General features: G+C 58.8%; 21 protein-coding genes and 3 pseudogenes. 15 read left to right on the forward strand and 9 right to left on the reverse strand.

Features of this window, described 5'->3' with window-relative positions; all coding sequences use genetic code 11:
* Positions 1–12: 12 nt before the first annotated feature.
* The 4 genes and pseudogenes from ACOERD_RS09480 to ACOERD_RS09495 form a co-directional block, all read left to right on the forward strand.
* Positions 13–69: pseudogene (locus tag ACOERD_RS09480) on the forward strand (SEC-C metal-binding domain-containing protein); the annotation flags it as partial.
* A gap of 54 nt (positions 70–123) precedes the next feature.
* Positions 124–1,116, forward strand: a complete 993-nt coding sequence (locus ACOERD_RS09485) for a hypothetical protein (protein WP_419738912.1) — start codon at positions 124–126, stop codon at positions 1,114–1,116.
* Positions 1,117–1,481: 365 nt separating this feature from the next.
* The gene (locus tag ACOERD_RS09490; protein WP_170378838.1) at positions 1,482–1,688 is read left to right on the forward strand and encodes a cold-shock protein; all 207 of its coding nucleotides are present in this window, start codon (positions 1,482–1,484) and stop codon (positions 1,686–1,688) included.
* Positions 1,689–1,839: 151 nt separating this feature from the next.
* Positions 1,840–2,394, forward strand: a complete 555-nt coding sequence (locus ACOERD_RS09495; RefSeq protein WP_170378840.1) for a L,D-transpeptidase — start codon at positions 1,840–1,842, stop codon at positions 2,392–2,394.
* A 6-nt stretch (positions 2,395–2,400) separates the two neighbouring features.
* On the opposite strand, the gene ACOERD_RS09500 is transcribed toward ACOERD_RS09495, so the two are convergent.
* Positions 2,401–3,066: an arylesterase gene (locus ACOERD_RS09500; RefSeq protein WP_419738852.1), complete on the reverse strand. Its 666-nt coding sequence runs from the start codon at positions 3,064–3,066 to the stop codon at positions 2,401–2,403.
* A 26-nt stretch (positions 3,067–3,092) separates the two neighbouring features.
* On the opposite strand from ACOERD_RS09500, the gene ACOERD_RS09505 reads away from it, so the two are divergent.
* The gene (locus tag ACOERD_RS09505) at positions 3,093–3,788 is read left to right on the forward strand and encodes an ABC transporter ATP-binding protein (RefSeq protein WP_419738853.1); all 696 of its coding nucleotides are present in this window, start codon (positions 3,093–3,095) and stop codon (positions 3,786–3,788) included.
* Positions 3,785–6,313: an ABC transporter permease gene (locus ACOERD_RS09510; RefSeq protein ID WP_419738854.1), complete on the forward strand. Its 2,529-nt coding sequence runs from the start codon at positions 3,785–3,787 to the stop codon at positions 6,311–6,313. The genes ACOERD_RS09505 and ACOERD_RS09510 overlap by 4 nt, the downstream gene beginning before the upstream one ends.
* A gap of 4 nt (positions 6,314–6,317) precedes the next feature.
* Here the strand turns inward: ACOERD_RS09510 and ACOERD_RS09515 are convergent, their stop codons facing one another.
* Complete coding sequence (locus tag ACOERD_RS09515) at positions 6,318–6,764, reverse strand: RrF2 family transcriptional regulator (protein ID WP_419738855.1); 447 nt, start codon at positions 6,762–6,764, stop codon at positions 6,318–6,320.
* A gap of 95 nt (positions 6,765–6,859) precedes the next feature.
* On the opposite strand from ACOERD_RS09515, the gene ACOERD_RS09520 reads away from it, so the two are divergent.
* Positions 6,860–7,471, forward strand: a complete 612-nt coding sequence (locus tag ACOERD_RS09520) for a gamma-glutamylcyclotransferase family protein (protein WP_419738856.1) — start codon at positions 6,860–6,862, stop codon at positions 7,469–7,471.
* Positions 7,472–7,481: 10 nt separating this feature from the next.
* Here ACOERD_RS09520 and gltX read toward each other — a convergent pair whose 3' ends face one another.
* Complete coding sequence (gene gltX / locus ACOERD_RS09525) at positions 7,482–8,807, reverse strand: glutamate--tRNA ligase (protein ID WP_419738857.1); 1,326 nt, start codon at positions 8,805–8,807, stop codon at positions 7,482–7,484.
* Positions 8,808–9,127: 320 nt separating this feature from the next.
* Here gltX and ACOERD_RS09530 point away from each other — a divergent pair, with 320 nt between their 5' ends.
* The 4 genes and pseudogenes from ACOERD_RS09530 to ACOERD_RS09545 form a co-directional block, all read left to right on the forward strand.
* On the forward strand, positions 9,128–9,448 hold the full coding sequence (locus ACOERD_RS09530) for a hypothetical protein (RefSeq protein ID WP_419738858.1): 321 nt from the start codon (positions 9,128–9,130) through the stop codon (positions 9,446–9,448).
* Between the two features lie 59 nt (positions 9,449–9,507).
* Complete coding sequence (gene istA, locus ACOERD_RS09535; RefSeq protein ID WP_419737605.1) at positions 9,508–11,016, forward strand: IS21 family transposase; 1,509 nt, start codon at positions 9,508–9,510, stop codon at positions 11,014–11,016.
* Positions 11,003–11,734: an IS21-like element helper ATPase IstB gene (gene istB / locus ACOERD_RS09540; RefSeq protein ID WP_419737606.1), complete on the forward strand. Its 732-nt coding sequence runs from the start codon at positions 11,003–11,005 to the stop codon at positions 11,732–11,734. The genes istA and istB overlap by 14 nt, the downstream gene beginning before the upstream one ends.
* Positions 11,735–11,933: 199 nt before the next feature.
* Positions 11,934–12,605 (forward strand): annotated as a pseudogene (locus ACOERD_RS09545) (MBL fold metallo-hydrolase); the annotation flags it as partial.
* A gap of 4 nt (positions 12,606–12,609) precedes the next feature.
* Here the strand turns inward: ACOERD_RS09545 and ACOERD_RS09550 are convergent.
* From ACOERD_RS09550 to ACOERD_RS09560, 3 genes are all read right to left on the reverse strand, one after another.
* Complete coding sequence (locus tag ACOERD_RS09550; RefSeq protein ID WP_419738908.1) at positions 12,610–13,941, reverse strand: NAD(P)/FAD-dependent oxidoreductase; 1,332 nt, start codon at positions 13,939–13,941, stop codon at positions 12,610–12,612.
* A gap of 160 nt (positions 13,942–14,101) precedes the next feature.
* Positions 14,102–14,323, reverse strand: coding sequence for a hypothetical protein (locus ACOERD_RS09555; protein ID WP_419738859.1), 222 nt, complete (start codon positions 14,321–14,323; stop codon positions 14,102–14,104).
* A gap of 322 nt (positions 14,324–14,645) precedes the next feature.
* Positions 14,646–16,304 carry an NAD+ synthase gene (locus ACOERD_RS09560; protein WP_419738860.1) on the reverse strand — a complete coding sequence of 553 codons (1,659 nt, stop codon included), beginning with the start codon at positions 16,302–16,304 and terminating at the stop codon, positions 14,646–14,648.
* 154 nt (positions 16,305–16,458) lie between these two features.
* On the opposite strand from ACOERD_RS09560, the gene ACOERD_RS09565 reads away from it, so the two are divergent.
* Complete coding sequence (locus ACOERD_RS09565) at positions 16,459–17,943, forward strand: MORN repeat-containing protein (RefSeq protein WP_419738861.1); 1,485 nt, start codon at positions 16,459–16,461, stop codon at positions 17,941–17,943.
* Between the two features lie 4 nt (positions 17,944–17,947).
* Here ACOERD_RS09565 and ACOERD_RS09570 read toward each other — a convergent pair.
* Positions 17,948–18,337: pseudogene (locus ACOERD_RS09570) on the reverse strand (C factor, cell signaling protein); the annotation flags it as partial.
* A gap of 138 nt (positions 18,338–18,475) precedes the next feature.
* Here ACOERD_RS09570 and ACOERD_RS09575 point away from each other — a divergent pair.
* Positions 18,476–20,218, forward strand: coding sequence for an IS1634 family transposase (locus tag ACOERD_RS09575; protein ID WP_419737624.1), 1,743 nt, complete (start codon positions 18,476–18,478; stop codon positions 20,216–20,218).
* A 6-nt stretch (positions 20,219–20,224) separates the two neighbouring features.
* Here ACOERD_RS09575 and ACOERD_RS09580 read toward each other — a convergent pair whose 3' ends face one another.
* Complete coding sequence (locus ACOERD_RS09580; RefSeq protein ID WP_419738862.1) at positions 20,225–20,863, reverse strand: SDR family NAD(P)-dependent oxidoreductase; 639 nt, start codon at positions 20,861–20,863, stop codon at positions 20,225–20,227.
* Positions 20,864–21,154: 291 nt separating this feature from the next.
* On the opposite strand from ACOERD_RS09580, the gene ACOERD_RS09585 reads away from it, so the two are divergent.
* A complete protein-coding gene (locus ACOERD_RS09585) occupies positions 21,155–22,723 on the forward strand; it encodes a 2-isopropylmalate synthase (RefSeq protein ID WP_419738863.1) in 1,569 nt (522 codons plus the stop codon).
* Positions 22,724–22,888: 165 nt separating this feature from the next.
* Here ACOERD_RS09585 and ACOERD_RS09590 read toward each other — a convergent pair whose 3' ends face one another.
* Entirely contained in the window at positions 22,889–23,674 is a 786-nt protein-coding gene (locus tag ACOERD_RS09590) for a 23S rRNA (adenine(2030)-N(6))-methyltransferase RlmJ (RefSeq protein WP_419738864.1), read from the reverse strand.
* 155 nt (positions 23,675–23,829) lie between these two features.
* Between ACOERD_RS09590 and ACOERD_RS09595 the strand changes: the two genes are divergently transcribed.
* Complete coding sequence (locus ACOERD_RS09595) at positions 23,830–24,876, forward strand: rod shape-determining protein (protein WP_039523195.1); 1,047 nt, start codon at positions 23,830–23,832, stop codon at positions 24,874–24,876.
* The last annotated feature ends 55 nt before the right edge of the window (positions 24,877–24,931 follow it).

The raw sequence follows: 24,931 nt of genomic DNA on the forward strand, positions 1-24,931 counted from the left end.
GACTTCAGCGACTTGTTCTCTGAGCAACCCTGTTTTTGTGGTAGCGGAAAGCCATACGAAGACTGCCACAAAAACAAAACATACAAGCAGCCAATCGAAATTCAGCATGATCAGGCAAAGTTCATGCATCGAGCACGACTTTGCCCGGTTTCCTATTCAGGCCAAGAGTGCGGCAAACCTGTCATAGCTTCTCATTCACAGCAACGTAGAGGTCCTCTAAAACAGATTGCAGAAGCGGGTCACGTCATCGGGTTTTCCAATGGTCCAAATACAAAACCTTCTAGTTCGGATGGGCGCGAACTTGTTCGAGTAAGCGCAAAAAGAGCATCTACATTTCCCGGTCTTTGCGCCGAGCATGATACTACCTCGTTCTCCGAAATTGAGAACAAGCTTCTACGGCCCGGATATAGAACGTCTTTAGCTTTGGCCATTCGATGCGCACTTTATGAAGCTGTAGTTCATACTGACGGCGCACTATTTTTGAACTGGCTACAAACGGTACCAAGTTTCGATTTCTGGATAGATGTAGACAGCTTCACATCAGAACTTGAGCACATGATCCACTACTCGAGGTACAACTGGGACTTAATCAAGCTTATCCAACGCATTGAGCGAAGAAAAAGCGCGCGTAAACTCTACTTCTACTCCGCATTGATCGACACGGCGCTGCCATTCTCCGCCACAGGTTGTTTTTGTATAGAAAACGACGTATTTGGTAATCAACTCCAACCTTTCTCCGAATACGGGCGGAAGTTTTCTTACGCTCAACTGACTGTGATGCCGCAGGCAAACGATACCACATTGGTTTCAATTTCTTCGACGGACGACAAAGACAAAGCATCGTCTATACGGTTTGTGAACTCTTACCGAGCCTGCAAACCAAACGATTTACCTAACGTCATACTGCGTACTGCATTGGAATACACTGAGAACATCTACTTCAAACCATCTTGGATCGAATCTCTGAGTACCGATGAAAGGCGATCTTTGGTGGACAGGTTTGATGACCGCGTCGTTTTTGAGGCCGGACAAGAAAAGCCCAAGAACTCACTTTCTTTACCTCTTCACTTGAGTGTCCTTGGCACAAGAGTAAAACAGTTGTCAAATGCGGGTTGATGCAAGCGTAGGATGGGGTTTCACCCCATTTTGCGGCTCTCCGAACGTGCCATTGGTGACCACACCGCTCCACTCCGGATCAACCCGGCTTGCACGAATATCGCGATGGAGAGACGAATGCGGCGGGGCCAAAGGTGAAATTTCATCGGCGGGTTCACGTTCAAATCACCAGTTACGCCCTGAATTCACAGCGCATCCTGTTCAATCCTCCCTTGCCACATCCCCACCTCAATGCCATATCCAAAGGGCTAACGTTTTTCTATTTCGACCCACTGTCTCCTTCTACGGCGCTCAGTCATTCGATCCAGACCGACGACGCCAGGCTGCCGCATCCACGTGGGCAGCACTAAACAGGAGACACGGATATGCCTGCAGGCACCGTAAAATGGTTCAACACCACCAAAGGCTACGGCTTTATCGCACCCGAAGATGGTGGCAAAGACATCTTCGTTCACATCTCGGCTGTCGAGCGTTCGGGCCTGACCGGTCTGGCCGACAACCAGAAAGTTACCTACGAGCTGCGCTCGGGTCGTGACGGTCGCGAAAGCGCGGACAATATCGAGCTGGCATAAGCCACTCAGACGGGCGGGGGTAAACCTCGCCCTATTTTGTGGCCGCAAGGCCTCACATCACAATTTCGTAATATCTGCCCCATAATTGACCAATTGAGATATCATTCTTGAATTCGAGTGATGATTTTTCAGGTCAATTCAAGAGGCGCACATGTTTACACGTCGTGTTTTTCTGGCCGGAACGGCCCTGAGCCTTCTCCCCGGTATTGCCGTCGCCAAGAAGGCTGCCGAGTATGATCCCACACCGCAATTTGTCCGGATCAAAAAGCAGTTTCAGCCGGGGCAACTGCTGGTCGTGCCGCGATCATTCTACCTGTACTACGTGACCGAACCGCGCAAGGCGGTCCGCTATGGCTGTGGGGTCGGCAAAGCCGGGTTGGAGTTCACCGGCACTGCGACCATCGACGTGAAGAAGGAATGGCCCACTTGGCGGCCCACGCAAGAGATGATTGAGCGGGATCCGGTGGCCTATGCCCGTTTCAAGGATAACGACTATGTTCAGCCCGGCGGGGGCGACAATCCGTTGGGCGCGCGGGCGCTCTATCTGTTCCAGAACGGGGTCGACACCTATTTCCGCATCCACGGCACAACGCAGCCGCAGACGATCGGACGGGCCGCGTCCAACGGATGTATCCGGATGATGAACGAACATGTGGTGGATCTCTACAACCGTGTGCCAATCGGAACGGTTGTCACAGTGGTCTAATGACCCCTAGCCCTGTTCACCCGACATCTTGACCAGTTCCAGCACGGATGGGCCAAGCGCCTCGACAATCTGCGCGACGCCTTGAGTGTTCGGGTGAATCCCGTCCGGCTGCATGTATTGGCTGGCGGCGTTCGGATCACCGCCCGACGCGAGACCGTCAAAGAAACTTTCGGCGTAGAGAACATCAAACTGTTCAGCCAAATCCGGGTAAATCGTGTCGAACGCCTGTTTATAGTCCGGACCATAGTTGCCGGGGGCCTGCATGCCGATCAGCAACACGTCGACTTTGCTTGTTTCAGCCGCGCTCAGGATTGCGGTCAAGTTGGCGCGCGACAGGTCGGGGTCGAGCCCCCGCAGCAAGTCGTTGCCACCCAGCGCCACGATCATCGCGTCCACATCCGGCGTCAAAGTCCACTCGACCCGCGCCGCGCCGCCCGCCGTTGTATCCCCCGAGACACCCGCATTGATTAATCGAACCTCAGCCCCATTCGCCTGCAGCCAGCGTTCCAGCTGTGGGACGAACCCATCCTGTTCGACCAGCCCATAGCCTTGGGTCAGCGAATCCCCCAATGCGGCAATCACCACGGGCTCGGCTGTTGCCGTATAGCCCCAACTGACAAACAGCCCTGAAACCAGAACCTTGCGCAGAGCTGCAAACGCTCCATATCCCAATTGACTGCCCTCCGATGGAAAGACCGATGACTTCAGCTGTTCTTACGCTCCAAAATGCCTCTTTGTCGCTGGATGGCAATGCCGGGCGGGTCGATATCCTGCATGAAATCTCTTTGTCCGTGATGAAGGGTGAGAGTTTGGGGCTGATCGGGCCATCCGGGTCGGGCAAATCTTCGCTGCTGATGCTGATGGGCGGGTTGGAGCAAGCGACCGGCGGTCGCGTCTCGGCTTTGTGTCAGGATCTGACGACAATGGATGAGGATACGCTGGCCCGCTTTCGGCGCGACACGATGGGTATCGTGTTCCAGAATTTCCATCTGATCCCCACCATGACGGCACTGGAAAACGTCGCCACCCCACTGGAGCTGGCCGGCCACAAGGACGCATTCACCCGCGCCGAGTCCGAGCTGGACACAGTCGGTCTGTCCCATCGGCGCGACCACTATCCGGCGCAATTGTCCGGGGGTGAACAGCAGCGAGTTGCCCTGGCCCGCGCCTCGGCCCCGCGCCCTCAGATCCTTCTGGCGGATGAGCCGACGGGCAATCTGGATGAAACCAACGGTGCCGCAATCGTTGATCTACTGTTCGGTCTGCGGGACAAGCACGGCGCGACCTTGGTGTTGGTTACGCACAGCCCATCACTGGCGGCGCGCTGCGACCTCGTTGTGCGCTTGCGCGACGGCCGCATCTCGGATGAGACCAAGCAAGAGGCAGCGGAATGAGCCTGCGACTGGCCGGACGGCTGGCACGTCGTGAACTGCGCGGAGGCCTGCGCGGCTTTCGCATCTTCCTCGCCTGTCTCGCCCTTGGGGTTGCGGCCATTGCTGCGGTCGGCTCGGTCCGCTCGGCCATTCAGGCCGGGTTAACTCAGGAAGGGGCCGCCTTGTTGGGCGGCGACGCGCAGCTTGAGTTCACCTATCGCTTTGCCAGCGACGAAGAACGGCGCTGGATGGACGAGACGGCTCAACAGGTGTCTGAGGTTGTCGATTTTCGGTCGATGGCGGTGGCCGCGCAAGACACCGGAACCGAGCGCGCCTTGACGCAAGTCAAAGCGGTGGATGGCGCTTATCCTTTGGTGGGGGCGGTTACTCTGGTGCCGGAGATGCCACTGGATAACGCTTTTGCGGGCGCAGAGGGCCTGCCCGGTGCCGCTATGGCCCCCGCATTGATCGACCGCATGGGGCTGGCGGTCGGAGATCGTTTTGCCTTGGGCACACAGGAGTTTGTCCTGATGGCGGTCCTGAACCACGAGCCAGACGGTGCTGCGGACGGGTTCGCCCTTGGGCCAAGAACACTGGTCCGAACCGTGGACTTGCAGGCCTCCGGCCTATTGGCACCAGGCACGCTGTTTTCGACCAAATACCGCCTTGATCTACCCATAGGCACTGATCTTGGAGACCTCTCCCAGCAGGCCAAGGAGGCCTTCGATGGCACCGGCATGCGCTGGACCGACGCCCGCAACGGGGCACCGGGCATCACTGAATTCGTCACCCGACTCAGCGCGTTTCTGGTTCTGGTCGGTCTTTCGGGGCTAGCAGTCGGAGGCATAGGCGTATCCGCAGCCGTCCGCGCGTACCTGTCACAGAAGACCGAAACCATCGCCACCTTGCGCACCTTGGGGGCCGACCGCGCGACGATCTTCCAGACCTATATGATCCAAATCGGGCTGTTGTCGGGGATCGGAATAGCCATCGGCGTCACACTGGGCGGGGTCCTGCCGCTGGCCCTTGCCCCAATGATCGAAAGCCTGCTGCCGCTCCCGGCGGTTTTCGCCCTCTACCCGCAAGCTCTGGCCGAGGCTGCGATCTACGGCATTTTGACCGCTTTCCTATTTACCCTCTGGCCGTTGGCCCGCACCGAGGAGGTGCGTGCTGCCACCCTGTTCCGCGACGCGCTGACTACGGCCCGCGCCCTCCCCCGACCCATCTATGTGATGGCCACCGGTTTCGGGCTGCTCCTGCTGATCGCAATCGCCGCGTGGTTCAGCGGCTCGGCCCGACTGACGCTCTGGACCAGCGCCGGGTTGGTGGGCGCGCTCGTACTTCTGTCCCTGTCGGCCATCGCCATCGGCCGCCTCGCCCGCGCGGGCAAACCCGCAGCACGTGGCCGCCCTGCCCTACGATGGGCGCTCTCGGCTATTTCCGACCCACGTGAGGGCGCGGCATCGGTGGTCCTGTCCCTCGGTCTCGGCCTGTCTGTTCTGGCCGCCGTTGGGCAGATCGATGGGACCTTGCGCAACGCGATCTCGGGCAACCTGCCGGATGTTGCGCCGTCCTATTTCTTTGTCGATATCCAAAAGGACCAGATGCCAGGGTTCACCGAGCGTCTTGAGACCGACCCATCCGTCAGTCGCATCGAAAGCGCACCGATGCTGCGCGGCATCGTCACCCAGATCAACGGACGCCCCGCGCGCGACGTTGCCGGGGACCATTGGGTTCTGGAAGGCGACCGAGGTATCACATACTCGACCCGCCCGCCCGAAAACGCCCGCGTCACAGCAGGCGATTGGTGGGCCGAAGACTATTCCGGAGAACCGCAGGTCAGCTTCGCCGCGGAAGAGGCCGCAGAGATGGGGCTGGCCCTTGGGGATGAACTGACGGTTAACATCTTGGGCCGAGATATCACGGCCCGCCTGACCTCATTGCGCGAGGTTGACTTTTCGACGGCAGGCATGGGCTTCATAATGTCGATGAACCCCTCGGCGCTGGCCGGTGCACCACACAGTTTCATCGCCACCGTTTATGCCGAGGAACAGGCCGAAACCGCGATCCTGCGCGATCTGGCCAACCAGTACCCCAATATCACCGCGATCCGGGTGCGGGACGCGATTGACCGGGTGTCGGGCCTGCTGGCCGGGTTGGCGGCGGCAACCTCCTACGGGGCAGGTGTCTCGCTTTTGACCGGGTTTCTGGTCCTGATCGGCGCAGCCGCCGCCGGAGAGCCTGCGCGACGCTACGAAGCTGCGGTGCTGAAAACACTCGGGGCGAACCGGCAGCGCATCCTGCAAAGCTTTGCTCTGCGTGCTGTCTTGCTGGGAGCAGCCGCTGGGGGAGTCGCCCTTCTGGTCGGAATTCTAGGGGACTGGGCCGTCGCCACCTATATCTTCGACACCGGCTATACGGTTATCTGGCCTTCAGCCGTTGGCATCGTATTGGCCGGAATGGTCGTGACACTGGGTGCAGGGCTTGCATTCGCTCTACGTCCGCTATCGGTAAGACCAGCCCGCATCCTGCGCGCCAGCGATTGACCCTTTAGCGCACGCAGGCGACGGGTTGCAGGATTTTCAATAAAGGATCGTTGTCACAAACCAACGCGTCCAATGTGATTTCGTCAAGCGAGGCGTAAAATACCTCAGCCGCGTCCTTCAGCGCCAGCTTCAATCGACACGCATCGGTCAGAGGGCAGGTGTTGTCGGCATCCGCAAAACACTCGGCAATCGGCAACGCGCCTTCGACATCCCGGAACACCGCCCCCACCCGGATCTCATCGGCCGAGCGCGCCAGCGACATGCCCCCATTGCGACCCCGTTGGGTGCTGAGATAGTTCAGCTGGCTCAACTGGTTTATCACCTGAGCCAGATGGTTTTCGGAAATGTTGCAGACCTCGGCGATCTCGGCCTTGGTCACCAGCCTGTCGGGATGTGCCGCGCAATACATCAACAGGCGCACGGCAATATTCGTCCGTTTGGTAATCCGCATAAGGGCCTCCCTAAATCAATGATGTGATCTTATTGCATGTCCGGCAAAAAAGCGGTTTGACATACATCAATCGACCCAAAGGACATCTCGCGCTGATGGCAGACCCCTATTTCTTTGGCTATGGCAGCCTCGTAAACTTGGCCACACATGACTTTCCCGATCCTCGGCCTGCAAAGCTCAAAGGTTGGCGGCGGGCATGGAAGCACACCGACTTGCGCTCGGTCGCGTTCCTGACGGCGGTACCTGATCCTGATTCCGAGATCGAAGGTATGATTGCCCACGTACCTAAAAACGACTGGGCCGCGCTGGATGAGCGTGAGTGGGCCTATGACCGCATCCCCGCCACGCCGTCAGTCACGCATTCGCTTAAGCAGGATGTTGAAATCGCTGTTTATGCAGTGCCGCAGGACCGACACAATGCGCCGACAGATCATCATCCGCTACTGCTGAGCTACATCGACGTCGTTGTGCAAGGATATCTGCGTGTTTTTGGGCCGGACGGGGTCGACCGGTTCTTCGCAACAACGGATGGCTGGGACGCGCCCGTCTTGAATGACAGGGCCGAGCCAAGATACCCGCGCCACCAACAGCTCAAACCTGACGAGACAGACTTTGTTGACGATCGCTTGCGCCGGGCGTCGGTGCGGGTCATCCAACCGCACCAACAGAAAGAGGCAGACGAATTGCCTGCCTCGTTCAAGTTCTAAGGTCCGGCAATCAGCCTCGCGCGCGGATTACTTGCAGCAAAGGCAAGAGTGCCGCCATCTCGGGCCCACGCTCCATCCCGGTCAGCGCCTTGCGCAGCGGCATGAACAGGCCCTTGCCCTTGCGGCCCGTGGCCTCTTTGACGGCCTTGGTCCAAGTGCCCCAGGTTTCGCCATCAAACGGACCTTCCGGCAAAAGCGCAATCGCCTCGGCGATAAAGTCACGATCCTCCTCGGCGATCAGAGGTTCCGCCCCATCCCGGCACAGCTCCCACCAGCCTGTGAGATCGGCCAGAGTGGTGATGTTCTCGCGCGCCATGGCCCAAAACGGCTCGGCCAGATCGGCAGGAACACCCGCCTCGGCAACGGCGCCTGCAACATCCGCCAGCGGCAGCGATTGCAGATGCTTCGCGGTCAACGGAAACAGGTCCTGCACATCGAACTTGGTTGGCGCCGCTCCAAAACGGTTGATATCGAATCCGTCGATCAACTCGGCCATCTCGGAACGTAGTTCAACCGGATCAGACGATCCCAAACGCGCCATCAAGCTCAGCAGAGCCATCGGTTGCACGCCTTGCTCACGCAGATCACGCAGTGCCAGCGTCCCCAGACGTTTCGACAGCGCCTCACCCTGAGGACCGGTCAGCAGCGAATGGTGGGCAAAGCGCGGGCAAGTGCCACCCAGCGCCTCGATGATCTGAATCTGCGTTGCAGTGTTGGTGACGTGGTCCGAGCCACGCACCACATCGGTCACGCCCATCTCGGTATCGTCTACGACAGACGCAATCGTATAGAGAACCTGCCCGTCGCCGCGTATCAGCACCGGATCGGAGACCGAGGCCGCATCGATCGAGATGTCGCCCAGAATGCCGTCATTCCACTCGATCCGCTCGTGATCCAATTTGAACCGCCAGACGCCGTTGCCGCGCTCGGCGCGCAGCGCGTCTTTTTCGGCATCACTCAGGTTCAGCGCGGCTCGGTCATAGACCGGCGGCTTGCCCATGTTCAGCTGCTTCTTGCGCTTGAGGTCCAACTCGGTCGGTGTCTCGAACGCCTCATAGAACCGGCCCATTTCTCGCAGCTTGTCAGCGGCTTCGGCGTAGCGGTCCAGACGTTCAGACTGACGCTCAACCCGATCCCAATGAAGACCCAACCACTCAAGATCCTGTTTGATCGCGTTGACATAGTCTTCTTTCGAGCGCTCAGGATCGGTATCGTCGATGCGCAGGATGAAGGTACCGCCTGCCTTGCGGGCGATCAGGTAGTTCATCAGAGCGGTGCGCAGGTTGCCCACATGGATATAGCCGGTGGGCGACGGGGCGAAACGGGTGGTTGTCATGGGTGTCTCCTGTTGGCGCGGCTCTTGTCACAAAGGCGCGTTTTTGTCCAGCCGGACGTTTCGGATTGCCTAAAGCGTTTCGGGTTCACTTAATGCATCAGGTGACACCAATGTCCCGAGAACTCTTAAAGCGTGGCAGGGTATTCGTGTCTCAGGTTTAGCCCGAAATGCCGCAGGTTCCGCAGGCACCCCAGATCGCAAGATGAACAAATATTAACACGCAATGTTCATCCACGCAGACTAAGTACCGGTGTATAAGGTGGCACGCGACCCGAAGCGAACTACCTTTTTCGCTGGCGTTCTCACAGGGAGACTAAGAAATGGCCATCAATTTAACACGCAGAGCGGCCCTGGGCGCCGCAGCAGCCCTTCCATTTGCATCCGCAGCGACCCCTCTTTTGGCGGCCGGAGCCGAGACAAAGGCGAACTCGACCATCGCAAGATCATTCCAGCTGGGCGACTTTACTGTCACAACCCTGCTGGATGGCAGCCTGCCGCGCGACGGAGCGCAGGAAATCTTCGGTGGCGGCGCCTCGGATGAGGAATTCGCCAAAGTATCAGCCGAAAACTTCATCTCGCCCGACTGTAGAAAAGCGTGCAATTTTGACCCCCTAAGCGGGGAAATCGGCGTCCAAATTTGACCCCTCCCTATGGTTGTAGACATCCTTTTCATTGAGCAGTCGATGGAGAGGCAAGCGGGATGATTTGCGTGGAAACTATTAGAAAAGTGCGTCGCTTACACCTGATCGAAAAAAAGAGCATCAAGGAAATTTGCCGTTCGCTCAATTTGAGCCGTGCAACGGTTCGAAAGATAATCCGATCGGGAGTGACGGAGTTCAAATATGAGCGCAAATCGCAGCCATACCCGGTGCTCGGGCCTTGGCGCGCGCGTCTGGATGAAACGCTTGAGGAGAACGAGGCGCTTCCGAAGAAACACCGCAAGCGGATGACCAAAATCTGGAAGGAACTCTCCGATGATGGTTTTGGCGGCGGGTATGACAGTGTTCGACGCTACACAAAGAATTGGCGCATTGCGCACGGCCGACAACAGGCGCAGGCGTTCATCCCGCTGATCTTTGATCCTGGGGAGGCGTACCAGTTCGACTGGAGTGTGGAGACGGTTTTGATGGACGGTGCACTCACGACCGTGAAGGTTGCCCATTTCAAACTTTGCCATAGCCGCATGCCATTCTCCATTGCCTATCCGCGCGAGACGCAGGAGATGGTCTTTGATGCCCACGACGAGGCCTTCAAATTCTTTGGTGGAGGCTGCATCAACGGGATCTACGATAACATGACGACCGCCGTCGATGCGATCCTGTCGGGCAAGGAAAGAAAGTTCAACAAGGCATTCTCCCGGATGTGTTCTCATCATCTGGTGAACCCGATCGCCTGTACGCGCGCGGCCGGTTGGGAGAAGGGTCAGGTTGAGAATCTGGTCAAGGAGAGCCGCGCCTATAGTTTTACACCGCGTCTGGAGGTGGCCGACTTCGATGAATTGAATGCCCGGCTGCAAAAAGACGCGATCAAACGCGCAAAAGAACTGCGGCATCCGGAAAACCTGGAGGTGACGGTCTGGGAGGAGTTCCAGCAGGAAAAGCCGCTGCTGACGCATCTGCAGAAGCCCTTCGTCGGGTTCCGTGAAAAGACGGTCGCCGTGAGCCGAACCTGCCTGATCAACTTCGAAAGAAACAAATACAGCGTTGAGGCAAGAGCTGTTGGACGTCAGGTCCAGTTGCAGGTCTACGCCACGCGGATTGTCCTGCGCCAAGACGGTGAGATTGTCGGAGAGCACGAACGGTGCTTCGGCCGAGGAAAAACGATCTTCAACCCTTGGCACTATGTGCCCGTCCTCAAGCGCAAGCCTGGCGCTCTGCGCAATGGAGCACCGTTCCGTGACTGGGACCTACCACCGGCAATGACGCAGATCTGGACCCATCTGCGGGGCACATCCGACGGAGACCGGCAACTTGCCGATATTCTTTTCGCTGCTTACCAGCACGACATTGATGTGGTCGAGGCTGCCTGCGAAGAAGCTCTAAAATCTGGCCTGCGCAAGGCCGATGCGATCCTGAACATTGTCTCTCGGCGCACCAATCCCCCGCCGCCAAAGGCGATTGAGCCGCCTGCCCACCTGCAGCTGAAAATGGCACCGATCGCGGATTGCGCTCGCTATGACAGGCTTGGAGGCTCCCATGCAACTGCGTAAGGAAATTCTCGAACTTGCCCGTCAACTGAAGTTGCCAGGCATCGTCAACTGCTTTGACGAAGTGATGCAGGCCGCAGCCAAAAACAACTGGCGGCCCCAACAGGTCGTGGCCGAACTCCTCACGGCCGAACTGGCCGAAAAGACTGCGCGCTCGATCCGGTATCAGATGGGTGCCGCAAAGTTCCCGGTCTGCAAGTCCTTACCTGAGTTCGACTTCACGGTCAGCCCCGTCAACGAGGAAGTCGTGCGCAATCTTCATGACGGCGATTTTATGGACCAGGCCAGGAATGGCGTGCTGGTCGGTGGAACCGGATCGGGCAAAACGCATCTCGCAACAGCGATCGGGGGCCACGCGGTCAATAACCGCCGGCGGGTCAGGTTCTTCAGCGCTGTGGATCTCGCGAACAAGCTGGAGGCTGAACATCGCGAAGGCAACGCCGGGCGGCTCAGCGAGCAGCTGATCCGCGTCGACCTCGTGATTATAGACGAACTCGGTTATCTGCCGTTCGCAGAGTCTGGTGGACGATTACTCTTCCATCTCATCAGCAAACTGTACGAGCGAACGTCTATTCTGCTAACAACCAACCTCGCATTTGCTGAATGGCCGAGTGTGTTCACAGATGCCAAAATGACCACTGCTCTCCTGGATCGACTGACACACCATTGCGATATCATCGAAACCGGGAACGAAAGCTGGCGAATTAACCACCGCGACTAACCTCGAAATCGGGGAATAAATTCAAAACAGACAGCAGGTCAAACCTTCAGTCGAGCTACGCTCTCTTTTCGGTTTGACCTGCTGTCCACCCCCTCCTGAATCAACCTAAACACGACCCCCTCAACGCCCCTCTTAGCTCCAAGGGGGGTCAAATTTGGACGCCGATGGGGGGTCATTATTCAATGCCGATTGACAGCCCGACTTGGCACAATTCTTTTTCACGCCGACTCTGGTGAACACAGGCTCGGAACTGATCCTGTTCGACACCGGGCTTGGTCAGGGCGGCATTCAGGCCGCTTTGGCAGATGCAGGTGTCACGCCCGATCAGATTAACGTGGTTGTGCTGACCCACATGCATCCAGACCATATCGGCGGCATGACCACCGATGACGCGCCGACATTCCCCAATGCGCGCTATGTCACTGCGGCACCCGAATATGATTTCTGGTCTGCTCAGGAAGCCGGGAACCGGGTCGGTGATCTGGTTGCCGCCAAAGTCACCCCTCTGGCCGAAAAGATGAGTTTTATCGAGGATGGCGGAGACGTAGCCTCTGGCGTGACGGCAATGGCGACCTTTGGGCATACCCCCGGTCACATGGTCTACCACCTGGAAAGCAACGGCCAGCGCCTTATTCTGACTGCGGACCTTGCCAATCACTATGTCTGGTCTTTTGCGCACCCCGAATGGGAAGTTCGGTTCGACATGGACAAAGCTGCCGCAACGGAATCACGCCGCAAGATTTTGGGCCTGCTGGCCGCCGACAAGGTGCCGATGATCGGCTATCACATGCCCTTCCCGGGCGCTGGCTATGTCGAGACCCGAGGCGACGGCTTCCGCTTTGTGCCCGTCAGCTATCAAATGATGGGCTAAGCCCTCAATACCCCGGGTCCGGCCGGACCTTTGAGCCATCGGTGAACCGAGACAGGCGAAACGCGGCCGGATCCACACAGGGCGTTCTGTGCATGACCAGATCTGCCATCAGCAGGCCCGCACCGGGACCGATGCCGAAACCGTGGCCAGAAAACCCGGTGGCAATGAACAGGCCCGGCAGATCATCGACCGAGGACATCACCGGGATCGCGTCCGGTGTCACATCAATCATCCCCGCCCAGCTTTGGACGATCTCGGCCTGCTCCAGCGCCGGGTAACTCTTGCGCGCCGTCGCCCAAGCACCACGGATGACCTTTTGCGACGGCTCTGGATCCAGCACGCGACAATGTTCGAACGGAGTCACATCGGTGGGCAACCAGCGCCGATCCTCTCGCGCCTCGGTCGTCCAACGGCCTGACAGGCGAAAGCGCAGCGATCTCCATTCCTGTGCGAATGCTGGCAGGAACTTGAGGGCCAGCCGGAAACTGTCGGGCACGATGTCCACCGTATTTTCATGGCCCGAAGCGATGGTATAGCCGCCATCGGCCCGCTTTCGGATTGCAAACCCATCCGACCACAGCGCGACCTCGGGCCCCTCGGCCACCGGCGACACGCGCATGACCGTGTTCAGCACCTTCAATTGAGGCAGGTCGACCCCGGCATTTCCCGCAAACAGGCGCGACCACGCCCCTCCGGCCAAAACCACCCGGTCACACGCCACGCGACCCCGTTCGGTGAAAACTCCGGCGACGCGGTCCGTTTGCATATCGACGCTACGGACGGCGCAATTGGTCATGACGATTGCCCCGCGATCACGCGCGGCCTCGGCGATGGCGGGGGCGGCCCATTGCGGCTCGGCCCGACCGTCTTGCGGCATATAAAGACCGCTTGAGATATCCGACTGCGCCCCGGGCATCAGATCGGCCAGTTCGGCCCCAGAGACGATCCGCGCGCCAGTGTCCAACCCGTCGACATGGCGCATCCAACGTTCAAGATTTCGCGCATCCCGCTGGCCTGACGCCCCAAACAGAATCCCCGACTGCGTATAGCCGGTTTGACGTCCGATCCGTTCATCCATCCCGCGCCAAAGGCGCAGCGATTCCTGCATCAGAGGGATCTCCCTCGGGTCGCGCATACCAAGACGCACCCATCCCCAATTGCGTGAGCTCTGCTCACCCGCGATCTGACCCTTTTCACAGAGCAGGACCGAAACGCCCCGCTCGGCCAGTTCCAAGGCCGTCGATACACCGATAATACCGCCGCCAATCACGACGATATCGGTTTGTTTCGGCAATGAAAGATCGGAGTCGAAGACAGTAGGCTTGGGACCGGGCATCAAACGCTCATGGACAATCGCATGGACCGCCATGGAGACCGACCACTGCGCCACTGGCAACCGGTTTTTGAGGATCACAACAGGATTGTGCAGACCTGTGGCGCGCACGCCAAAGGTGCCGCGAAATACGCCGCACCTACTTCGACTTTAGTCTGGCGATTTACGCCGCGCCTGACAGCTCAGCCCATTTCTGACGCAGATTGGCCGAAAACCCGGTCGACTTGGAGTTTGATCCGGTCCGGACTTCTTCCTGAGGCACAAGATCAGGGAACTCAGGCCGCTTCATCGGCGCGACATTCTGCTGACCCGCTTCTTCCCTCAGCATGTCCGCAATGGCCGCATCCAGTTTCTCCTCGTCCAACTCCTGAGGAGGCGATTCCATCGTATTCAGCGCCCGCGGCGCGTGAAGCGATTTATCATATTGCTCATTCATCGTAACACCACACTGTTCACTCAGACATCCCACCCGGATGTGGCGTCGTCAGGCTAAAGACAGTTTGCCATGACCCTGCGCCCCTCGCAGAAATACGTCACACCCGCCTCACATGAGGCAATATCCAAGCATAAATGTGGCGGAAAAACGTCGCAAAAACAAGGACAGCCTGCGGATCACCTAGGAAAATTAGCGGGGCACGCACGGCATCGGAAACAATGCGAGAGCTGAGAGTGGCACTACACCATAAACGGGAAACAATGCGCCTTATTTACCCCTGATCACGCCAACGATTCACGATCGGATAACGACGATCCAACCAGAAGGCCCGGCTGGTCAGGCGGGTGCCGGGAGCGGATTGGAACCGTTTATACTCGCTGATGTAGATCAGGTGCTCGACCCGTTTGGCATCGGCCTCATCGAAACCGGCCGCAACACAATCGGCAATCGAGCCGTCCTGATCGACCAGGATCTCGAGTATGCCATCCAGAACCGGATAATCCGGCAGGCTGTCGCTGTCCTTCTGATCTTCGCGCAGTTCGGCGCTTGGGGGCTTGTCGATGACCGAGGGGCGGATGACCTCGCCCTCAAGCCCCATCATCCAGTCGCGATGATTGGCGTTGCGCCAGCGGCAGGTCTCGAACACGCGGGTTTTGTAGAGGTCTTTGATCGGGTTGTAGCCCCCGTTCATGTCGCCATAGATGGTGGCATAGCCCACGGCGACCTCGGATTTGTTGCCGGTGGTCAAAAGCATCTCACCAAACTTGTTCGAGATCGCCATCAGCAGTACACCACGCAGGCGGGACTGGATGTTTTCTTCGGTCAGGTCGGCATCACGACCAACGAACAGAGGGGCCAAAGTATCCGTCACCGCCGCGCGGCTGTCCGAGATCGGAACATACTGATAGTGAACGCCCAGCGCCTTGGCGACCGCCTCGGCATCGTCCAGCGAGGCTTGGCTGGTGTATTCCGATGGCAGCATCACGCAGCGCACATTGTCAGCGCCAATCGCGTCAACTGCAATGGCCGCAACCAGGGCTGAATCGACCCCACCCGACAGCCCAAGAACCGCCTTTTTGAAACCGGTCTTGCCCATATAGTCACGCAAGGATTGGACCATCGCACGGTAGTCCTGCTCCCACACATCCGGCTGGGGGACGATCTCGGCCGGGGCGATGCGCCAGCCGTCATCGCCACGCTCAAGGTCGACATGGCGTATCGCTTCGTCGAATACGGGCATGCGGAAGGCAAGTTCACCACCCGGGTTCAGGCCGAAGGTTGCCCCGTCAAAGACCTGATCATCCTGCCCGCCGACCATGTTCAGATAGATCAGCGGCAAGCCGGTCTCGACCACGCGGGCTACCATGTGGTTCAGCCGCACATCGTATTTGTCGCGGAAATAGGGGGAGCCATTGGGGATCAACAGAAACTCGGCCCCGGTTTCCTCGAGCGTCTCGGCCACGTCCGGGTGCCAGCCATCTTCGCAGATCGGGCTGCCGATGCGGAAATTGCCCACCGAGTACGGCCCACCCAGCGGGCCGGAATCATACAGGCGCACCTCATCAAAGACGGTTTCGTTCGGCAAGTGATGTTTCAGGGACTTGCTGGTGATTCGGCCGCCATTCAGAATCAGATAAGCATTGTAGAGGCGCCCGTCCTCGACCCACGGCCCGCCGATGGCGATGGCGGGACCCTCGGCGCAATCCACAGCCAGCGCCTCCATCGCGGCCATGGCAGCGCGGTGAAACGCGGGCTTCATCACAAGGTCCTGCGTGTTGTAGCCGGTGATGAACATCTCGGGGAAGGCCACCATGTCAGCCCCGGCCTCGCGGGCCTCGTGCCACGCTGCGCGTGCTTTGGCGGCATTGCCGGAAATATCCCCCACGGTGGGGTTAAGCTGCGCCAGAGTGATGCGGAAACGGTCGGCCATGCTGCCCTCTTGCCTTCGTCAGTCCTTTTGCATTTAGCAGATCACCGCGCGAGTGAAAGGGCCATGCGGCAAAAGCCGTTGCTCTGCCCGTGACGGTCCCTTAGTTTTGCGCCGAAGAAAGCAAGCAATGATGACCGGGCAGGCAGGAACAACAATGGATGTGATCCGCAATTCGATTGCTGCAGGGGCCATGACCCTGATCGCAGCGGCAGCCTTTGCACAGGACGGAACCGTCATCGTCAAGGATGACGAGGTCGGAGGCGTCTATGAAGGCACCTTCCTGAACGGCTTGCGGCACGGGACCGGGTCGTATCGGCTACCCAACGGGTTCGAGTATTCGGGCGAATGGATCGAGGGAAAAATTCAGGGCCAAGGCACGGCGCGCTTTGCAAATGGCGCGATCTATGAGGGCACATTCGCCGATGGCCAGCCGGACGGCCAGGGCAAGATCACCTATCCCGATGGCGGCACCTACGAAGGGACGTGGTCCAACGGGGCCATCAACGGAACCGGCGTGGCCCAATATGCCAATGGCCTGCGCTATGAAGGCGCGTTCAAAGACGCGCGCCATCACGGCAAGGGCACTCTGTCCGACCCCAACGGATACGCCTACGAGGGCGACTGGGTTGAGGGTGAAAAGCAGGGCATGGGCAAGATCACTTCGGCCGATGGATCTCTCTATGAAGGTGAGATCGAACAGGGTCAGCGCCATGGTCAAGGTCGTCTTGTTCAGTCGGACGGTGTTGAATATGACGGTCAGTGGCAAAACAACGTGATGACAGGCACCGGGCGGCTGACGCTGGCCAACGGAGATGTCTACGAGGGCGCCTTGCTGGACGGGCGCCGTCAGGGCAAGGGCAAGGAAACCTATGCCAACGGCAACGTCTATGAGGGCGACTACGAAGACGATCAGCGCCACGGCAAAGGCACCTTCACCGGAACGGATGGCTACAGCTATACAGGCGACTGGTCTCGTGGTCAGATCGAAGGTTTTGGTGAGATCACCTATCCCGATGGCTCAACCTATATCGGTGAACTCAGTGCGGACCTGCCGCATGGCAAGGGCCAGAACACATATCCTGACGGCACCATCTATGATGGTGAGTGGGTTGCGGGTGTGTTCGAAGGTCGGGGCACGGCCACATATCCAAACGGCGTCGTCTATACCGGCGAGTTCCGGAATGCGGTCAGCCACGGAACCGGCGTCGTCACCTTTGCCAACGGTTACCGCTATGAGGGCGAATGGGTCGACGGCGCGCGGCAAGGCAAAGGCAAGGCCAGCTATGCGGACGGCACGATCTATGACGGAGATTTCCTGAACGGCAAGCGCCACGGCAAAGGCACGATCACAACGCCCAGCACGTTCACCTACACGGGCGATTGGGTTGACGGCAAAATAAGCGGAGTAGGTGTTGCGACCTACAGCACGGGCGATGTTTACGAAGGCGGTTTCCTCGACAACAAACGCCACGGCGAAGGCACCATGCGCTATGCCAACGGGCAAGAGGAGTCTGGCGTGTGGGACAATGACGCTCTGCCCGCGCAAAGCGCAGCAGAAGAAGCGCCCGCGCAAGAGGATGAACCCGCTCAGGCTGAAAACGCTGAGGAACCAACCGAGGCTGAACCCTCCGACGGTTAACTTGCTACCACGGAACGGGTTTTCCGGCCCAGTCGAAGAACCCACCCGTGTCATCGGTCGTTAGGCCGTTGACCACGTTTAGCAAATTCTGAGCGGCCTCTTCAGGCTCCACCGCCGGATGCCGCCCAAGGTATTTCTGCGTGAAGGCCGTTTTGACGGTGCCGGGATGCAAAGACACGCAGATCGCCTGTTTATGTGTGCGCGCCAGTTCAATGGCCGAGGTACGGACGATCTGATTCACCGCAGCTTTCGCAGCCCGGTAGCTGATCCAACCCCCGATCCGGTTATCCCCGATCGACCCCACACGCGCCGACAGGACACCGAAAACGGATCGCCTGTCGCGTGGTAGCAATCTGTGCCCACGGCTGAGGACCAAGGCCGGACCAACCGCATTTCCTGACTTCCGACCTTTTTGTTGATCTGACTGGGTTTTTGGTTTGTTTTCAGGTGTGGTTGCTCAGAGGCGCGTTGTAGTGCCCCATTATTATAAAAAGTATTGACATGGGCCTTCAGATGGCTAACCTCTTCGCCCATGTTCATCCGCACCAAACATGACGCAAAGCTCAACCGCACACGGATCCAGATCGTTGAATCCGTCCGCACCGGCTCCAAGGTACGCCAGAAGATCCTGCGCCATGTGGGTGTGGCCCATAACGACAGCGAGATTGAGGATATCAAGCGTCTGGCGGGCCGCTTGATGGAGCAATTACGCATTGATCGCTCGCCGCAAATGGAACTGTTCACGCCCACGGAATATGCCGATCTGCAGGCGCTGGTGCGCCGCGCTCCGCGGCCGGACAAGCTTGGCGTTGATCTTGCCGAGTGCCGTGAGGAGGCGCGGGTCTCTCTGGGTCTGCGGGATGTCATGGGGACGATGTATGACCAACTGGGTTGGGGGGCCCTTCTGGGGGCGGCGCGTAAAAGTGCCAATCGCATTGTGAAAGAGCTGGTTATGGCGCGGATCGCACAGCCCGAGAGCAAGCGCGCGACCGTGGAGGCGTTGGAGAACCAGGCAGGCATCACGCTCAATCTGGACGTGGTCTATCGGAGCATGGATTACATCAATACGCCGGTGATAGACGGGATTTGCAAAACCTCTCACGCGGCGGCAGAGAAGTTGCTGGGCGGGCCAGTGACCGTGCTGTTCTACGATTGCACGACCCTGGCCTTTGACACCGAGCGCGAGGACCCGGCCGAGGATGCGGACGGGGTCGAGCAGGATCATCTTCTGGCCAAGGGCTTCAGCAAGGATGGCAAGCATCACCGCGCTCAGGTCATGCTGGCGCTGATCGTCACCTCCGATGGGCTGCCTGTGGGCTATGAACTCTTCCCGGGAAACACCTGGGAAGGTCATACGCTGGAAGCTGCGCTGAAGGCGTTGGAGGGACGCTTCGACGTGGCCAGGGTCACGTTCGTGGCCGATGCCGCCATGCTCAGCAAGGACAACCAGCAGATGTTGCAGAACAAGGGTCTGCCCTACATCCTCGGCTATCGCATGAAGTCCGCCCCGGCCGCCGTGAAGGCGAACATTTTGAGCCCGGAGGGACGCCAGCCTTGGGCTGGACACGGTTCTGAAGAGGCAACCGAGAAGGGCTGGTACAAGGTGATCGACCAGGAGGGAGCGCGGGTCATTGTGACCTGGTCACCCACCCGGGCACGCAATGATGCCCACAAGCGCGACAAGGCAATCGAAAAGCTGCACAAGAAGCTCAAGCGCTCTCGCAAACCCGGCAGCTTCAGCAGCCGGGGATATGGCCGCTTCCTGGCCTTCCCCGACAGCGGGGACGTCACGCTGGATGATGCAAAGATCAAGGCAGCGGCACAATGGGACGGGCTGCATGCCATTGTTGTTCATGGTGCGGACGAACTGGAGGCACAGGACGTCATTGCCCGCTATCACCAGTTGTGGGAGATCGAAGCCTGCTTCCGCACCAACAAGCACGATCTGAAAATCCGGCCCATCTATCACTGGTCGCCGCGTCGGGTCCGGGCCCATATCGCCATCTGCTACATGGCCTTCTGCTGCCTGCAGCACCTGCGCAAGCATCTGGACCTGCTCGGACACCCGATGAGCCCGGCTCGTATCCGCAACGAGTTGAACGCATTGCAGCTCTCGATCCTGCGCCACAAAGGCACCCCTGACCGCTACGGCATGCCAAGCCATGCCACGGTCGATGCCAGACGCATCCTCACCTGCGTCGGCCTGACCTGGAACGAAGCCCCTTTCAAGATACCCCCCGGGCGCACCCGAAAAACTGGCCAGACCAAAGCCTGAGCTCCCTCAACACTCCGAAACAATCGCTGGCGAAAAAAGTCCGTGTAGTGCCTTTTGGCAACCAAGGCATAATAATATCAATGACTTATACGAAAAAATGTCGGAAGTCAGGTGCGTGAAGGCCGTTTTGACGGTGCCGGGATGCAAAGACACGCAGATCGCCTGTTTATGTGTGCGCGCCAGTTCAATGGCCGAGGTACGGACGATCTGATTCACCGCAGCTTTCGCAGCCCGGTAGCTGATCCAACCCCCGATCCGGTTATCCCCGATCGACCCCACACGCGCCGACAGGACACCGAAAACGGATCGCCTGTCGCGTGGTAGCAATCTGTGCCCACGGCTGAGGACCAAGGCCGGACCAACCGCATTTAACGCAAACTGATCCATCATGGCCTGTGCCGATACAGCGCGGATCGTCTTTTCAGGCTCCGCCCCGTTGACCTCCAACGCGCCGGAGACCACCAGAACCAGATCGAACGGGTCAGGCAGGTCATCCAACATCTGCAAAGCCTGCTCCGGTTGGGTCAGATCAAACCCGTCAACCGACCGGGACAGGCTGGTGACCTGCACGCCTAGCCCCTCAAGACGCGCGCAAAGCGCCGAACCAATTCCGCCAGAGGCGCCTATAACCAAAGCTGTTTTCATGTCTCACGACTTAGCGGCGGCGATGGGTGGATCAATGATGGGTCCTCAAGAATTCGCACAGAAAGGAACATGCCCTCATTTTGGTTCTTTTCATTCCGCGCAAGCTGGGTATAACCTCATCCTCATGATCAACCGCGCAGATATCCTTGTTGCCGACACCGCCCTTCGCGGTGCGTCGCTGCGTGGCCTACTGATCCTAATCCGCCTCTGAGCGTGCCATCCGGCGCGCCCGCTCAGAGGAGGACGCCAGCGCGCCAAGAGGCTTTAGGACAGAAGAAGAAAGAGAACCCCATGACTAACGTGACCGACCAAGACCGCGTCTTGATCTTCGATACTACTTTGCGCGACGGCGAGCAGAGCCCCGGCGCAACCATGACCCATGACGAAAAGCTCGAGATTGCCGAGCTGTTGGACGAGATGGGCGTCGACATTATCGAAGCCGGTTTCCCCATCGCATCCGAGGGCGACTTCAAGGCCGTTTCCGAAATCGCGCAACGTTCGAATAACAGCCGTATCTGCGGTCTGGCCCGTGCGAACTTCGCCGACATTGACCGCTGCTGGGAGGCGGTGAAACACGCCGAGAAGAACCGTATTCACACCTTCATCGGCACATCCCCCCTGCACCGCGCCATTCCGAACCTGACGATGGACGAGATGGCCGAGAAGATCCACGAAACCGTCAGCCATGCGCGCAACTTATGTGAAAACGTGCAGTGGTCACCGATGGATGCGACGCGGACCGAGTGGGACTACCTTTGCCGTGTAATCGAGATTGCGATCAAAGCAGGCGCAACCACGATCAATATCCCTGATACGGTGGGCTACACCGCCCCGGTCGAAAGCGCCGATCTGATCAAACGCTTGATCGAAACTGTACCGGGCGCGGATGAGGTGATCTTTGCCACCCACTGTCACAACGACCTTGGCATGGCGACCGCGAACTCTCTGGCCGCTGTTGCAGGCGGTGCGCGTCAGATTGAATGCACCATCAACGGTCTGGGCGAACGGGCGGGCAATACGGCTTTGGAAGAGGTCGTGATGGCTCTGCGCACCCGCAACGATATCATGCCATGGCACACGGGCATCGACACCACAAAGATCATGCACATCTCGCGCCGCGTGGCGACCGTGTCGGGCTTCAACGTGCAGTTCAACAAGGCCATCGTCGGCAAGAACGCCTTCGCGCATGAAAGCGGCATCCATCAGGACGGCATGCTGAAGAACCGCGAAAACTTCGAGATCATGCGCCCTGAGGATATCGGCCTCTCCGGCACCTCTCTGCCCTTGGGCAAACACTCGGGCCGCGCCGCGCTGCGCGACAAGCTCGAGACGTTGGGATTTGACGTCGGTGACAACCAGCTCAAGGACATCTTCGTACGGTTCAAGGATCTGGCTGACCGCAAGAAAGAGGTGTTCGACGACGACTTGATCGCCTTGATGACCATGGACGAGCATGACGACTACCTGCAGCTTGTCTCGATGAAAGTGACCTGCGGCACCGGTGGTCAGGCCGAGGCAACTGTTGAGCTTGAGATGGACGGCAAGGACATCATCGCCACCGAACATGGCGACGGGCCTGTGGATGCAACTTTCAAAGCGATCCGCGCGATCTACCCCAACACAGCCCGGTTGCAACTGTATCAGGTCCATGCCGTCACCGAAGGCACCGACGCGCAAGCCACAGTCTCGGTCCGCCTGAGCGAGGACGGCATGATCGCAACCGGCCAATCGGCCAACACAGACACGGTTGTTGCGTCAGCCAAGGCCTATATCCACGCGCTGAACCGCCTGATCGTTCGTCGCGAGAAAACAGGCCCCGGCGCAGACATGCGTGAGATCAGCTACAAAGACCTGACCTAGAAACGGCAAAGGGCTCCCGCACCCGCGGCGACCCGGCTTCGCCGACCCATCTTGGGTTTTGGGCCCGGCAGCGCGCCTGCGGCGCGCTGCCGGGCCCAACGCGTTTGACGGCATCTTTGATGCAGGCAAACGGGGCGCGAGGTTTGCTTGTTCCTCTCCAAGACCTCAAAGTTTTTTGAACAAAGCAGACAGTCTGTGGGTTTCCTGATCCAACCCAAAGGGCGCGTTGATCACGAACATTCCAGACCCGACCATCCCATGCCCTTTGCGCGCTGCGGGGAATGTCACCTCGTGTTTCAACACCTTCGGGAAATCCTGAGACGTCAGCGCATCCACCATCGGCTTTTGACGGGCATCCTTCAGGATCGGGTACCACAAAGCGATCACGCCCACATTCCATTTGCGATGCAGCTTGGCGATTATCCCCGGAAGGCGGTCATATTCCGCCTTCACCTCGTAGCTGGGGTCAATCAACAGCATACCCCGTCTGGGCGTCGGCGGCAGTAGGGACTGCGCCAGCTCATACCCGTCTTGCTTGTAGACGCGGGCATTGCCCCCCAGCACCGCCAGTGACAATGCCGCATATTCCTGCGGATGCAATTCGGCGAGGTGCAGACTGTCCTGCGACCTCAGCAGGCTAGCTGCAATCAGGGGCGATCCGGGGTAGCTGGCCTCTCCAAAACGCGCACGTGTCATCCCGATCGCTTGCGCCAGCGGATGATCATCGCCAAACCATGCGCCACGCTGAACACGCTCAATCCCGGCGGCTGCTTCTCCGGTCTTGCGGGCTTCGTCTGAATCTAGTCTGTAAAGCCCACGTCCCGAATGGGTTTCGACGTAAGTCAGCGGTTTGTCCTTTTGGGTCAGATAGGACAGCGCCCATGCCAATAAAGCGTGCTTTTGCACATCAGCCAGATTCCCGGCGTGGTAAATATGTTGATATGAGAGCATATTGCCTTCTACAGTCCCTGCAAATGAGGCGAAAAGGTGCTGATTGCTGCGGAATCAGCCCTTTTACCGGGCGAGTTGGCACCCTATAAGTCATCCGTCCCGGAACCGTCGAGTCGCGGGCAGTAGAAAAACCGACATACAGGATCAGGGGAAACATGGGGATCTTTGGCAATCTGGGCGGCCTGTTCACAGCGGACATGGCTATCGACCTTGGAACGGCAAACACGCTGGTCTACGTCAAGGGGCGCGGTGTGATCCTGTCTGAACCCTCGGTTGTGGCCTATCACGTCAAGGATGGCGTTAAAAAGGTTCTGGCGGTTGGCGAAGACGCCAAGCTGATGCTGGGCCGAACACCGGGTTCGATTGAGGCCATTCGCCCAATGCGCGAAGGTGTCATTGCGGACTTCGACACCGCCGAGGAAATGATCAAGCATTTCATCCGCAAAGTGCATAAGCGTTCCACCTTCTCGAAGCCGAAGATCATCGTCTGCGTCCCGCATGGCGCGACCCCGGTTGAAAAACGCGCGATCCGTCAGTCGGTTCTGTCCGCAGGAGCGCGCCGCGCGGGTCTGATTGCCGAACCGATTGCAGCGGCGATTGGGGCAGGCATGCCAATCACCGATCCGACCGGCAACATGGTTGTCGACATCGGCGGCGGCACCACCGAGGTCGCGGTTCTGTCGCTGGGGGATATCGTGTACGCCCGCTCAGTCCGCGTGGGTGGAGACCGTATGGACGAGGCGATCATCTCGTACCTGCGTCGCCAGCAAAACCTTCTGGTCGGCGAATCCACCGCTGAGCGCATCAAGACCACCATCGGCACCGCCCGCATGCCCGACGACGGCCGTGGCCAGTCGATGCATATCCGCGGTCGCGACCTGCTGAACGGCGTGCCGAAAGAAATCGAGATCAGCCAGGCTCAGGTGGCCGAGGCGCTGTCAGAGCCCGTCCAGCAAATCTGTGAGGCGGTGATGACCGCGCTGGAGACGACGCCGCCCGATTTGGCCGCGGATATCGTGGATCGTGGCGTGATGCTGACCGGTGGCGGAGCGCTTCTGGGCGATCTGGATCTTGCTCTGCGCGAACAGACAGGCCTAGCCGTGTCGATTGCCGATGAAAGCCTGAATTGTGTGGCTTTGGGCACCGGCAAAGCGCTAGAATACGAAAAACAGTTGCGCCACGCGATTGACTACGAAAGCTAAGGCGCGCACCCTTTAGAAAATAGGGTAATCTCGGCCCGAGCAGCACGGGAAGGTA

It is taken from the genome of Ruegeria sp. (assembly GCF_965199275.1).
Taxonomy (GTDB): Bacteria; Pseudomonadota; Alphaproteobacteria; order Rhodobacterales; family Rhodobacteraceae; genus Ruegeria.

What these genes read in the sequence shown, in the direction of transcription:
- ACOERD_RS09485 (WP_419738912.1), top strand. Translation starts at nt 124, where the DNA reads ATGCATCGAGCACGACTTTGCCCGGTTTCCTATTCAGGCCAAGAGTGC.
- ACOERD_RS09490 (WP_170378838.1), top strand. Translation starts at nt 1,482, where the DNA reads ATGCCTGCAGGCACCGTAAAATGGTTCAACACCACCAAAGGCTACGGC.
- ACOERD_RS09495 (WP_170378840.1), top strand. Translation starts at nt 1,840, where the DNA reads ATGTTTACACGTCGTGTTTTTCTGGCCGGAACGGCCCTGAGCCTTCTC.
- ACOERD_RS09505 (WP_419738853.1), top strand. Translation starts at nt 3,093, where the DNA reads ATGACTTCAGCTGTTCTTACGCTCCAAAATGCCTCTTTGTCGCTGGAT.
- ACOERD_RS09510 (WP_419738854.1), top strand. Translation starts at nt 3,785, where the DNA reads ATGAGCCTGCGACTGGCCGGACGGCTGGCACGTCGTGAACTGCGCGGA.
- ACOERD_RS09515 (WP_419738855.1), bottom strand. Translation starts at nt 6,764, where the DNA reads ATGCGGATTACCAAACGGACGAATATTGCCGTGCGCCTGTTGATGTAT.
- ACOERD_RS09520 (WP_419738856.1), top strand. Translation starts at nt 6,860, where the DNA reads ATGGCAGACCCCTATTTCTTTGGCTATGGCAGCCTCGTAAACTTGGCC.
- gltX (WP_419738857.1), bottom strand. Translation starts at nt 8,807, where the DNA reads ATGACAACCACCCGTTTCGCCCCGTCGCCCACCGGCTATATCCATGTG.
- ACOERD_RS09530 (WP_419738858.1), top strand. Translation starts at nt 9,128, where the DNA reads ATGGCCATCAATTTAACACGCAGAGCGGCCCTGGGCGCCGCAGCAGCC.
- istA (WP_419737605.1), top strand. Translation starts at nt 9,508, where the DNA reads ATGATTTGCGTGGAAACTATTAGAAAAGTGCGTCGCTTACACCTGATC.
- istB (WP_419737606.1), top strand. Translation starts at nt 11,003, where the DNA reads ATGCAACTGCGTAAGGAAATTCTCGAACTTGCCCGTCAACTGAAGTTG.
- ACOERD_RS09550 (WP_419738908.1), bottom strand. Translation starts at nt 13,941, where the DNA reads ATGCCCGGTCCCAAGCCTACTGTCTTCGACTCCGATCTTTCATTGCCG.
- ACOERD_RS09555 (WP_419738859.1), bottom strand. Translation starts at nt 14,323, where the DNA reads ATGGAATCGCCTCCTCAGGAGTTGGACGAGGAGAAACTGGATGCGGCC.
- ACOERD_RS09560 (WP_419738860.1), bottom strand. Translation starts at nt 16,304, where the DNA reads ATGGCCGACCGTTTCCGCATCACTCTGGCGCAGCTTAACCCCACCGTG.
- ACOERD_RS09565 (WP_419738861.1), top strand. Translation starts at nt 16,459, where the DNA reads ATGGATGTGATCCGCAATTCGATTGCTGCAGGGGCCATGACCCTGATC.
- ACOERD_RS09575 (WP_419737624.1), top strand. Translation starts at nt 18,476, where the DNA reads ATGTTCATCCGCACCAAACATGACGCAAAGCTCAACCGCACACGGATC.
- ACOERD_RS09580 (WP_419738862.1), bottom strand. Translation starts at nt 20,863, where the DNA reads ATGAAAACAGCTTTGGTTATAGGCGCCTCTGGCGGAATTGGTTCGGCG.
- ACOERD_RS09585 (WP_419738863.1), top strand. Translation starts at nt 21,155, where the DNA reads ATGACTAACGTGACCGACCAAGACCGCGTCTTGATCTTCGATACTACT.
- ACOERD_RS09590 (WP_419738864.1), bottom strand. Translation starts at nt 23,674, where the DNA reads ATGCTCTCATATCAACATATTTACCACGCCGGGAATCTGGCTGATGTG.
- ACOERD_RS09595 (WP_039523195.1), top strand. Translation starts at nt 23,830, where the DNA reads ATGGGGATCTTTGGCAATCTGGGCGGCCTGTTCACAGCGGACATGGCT.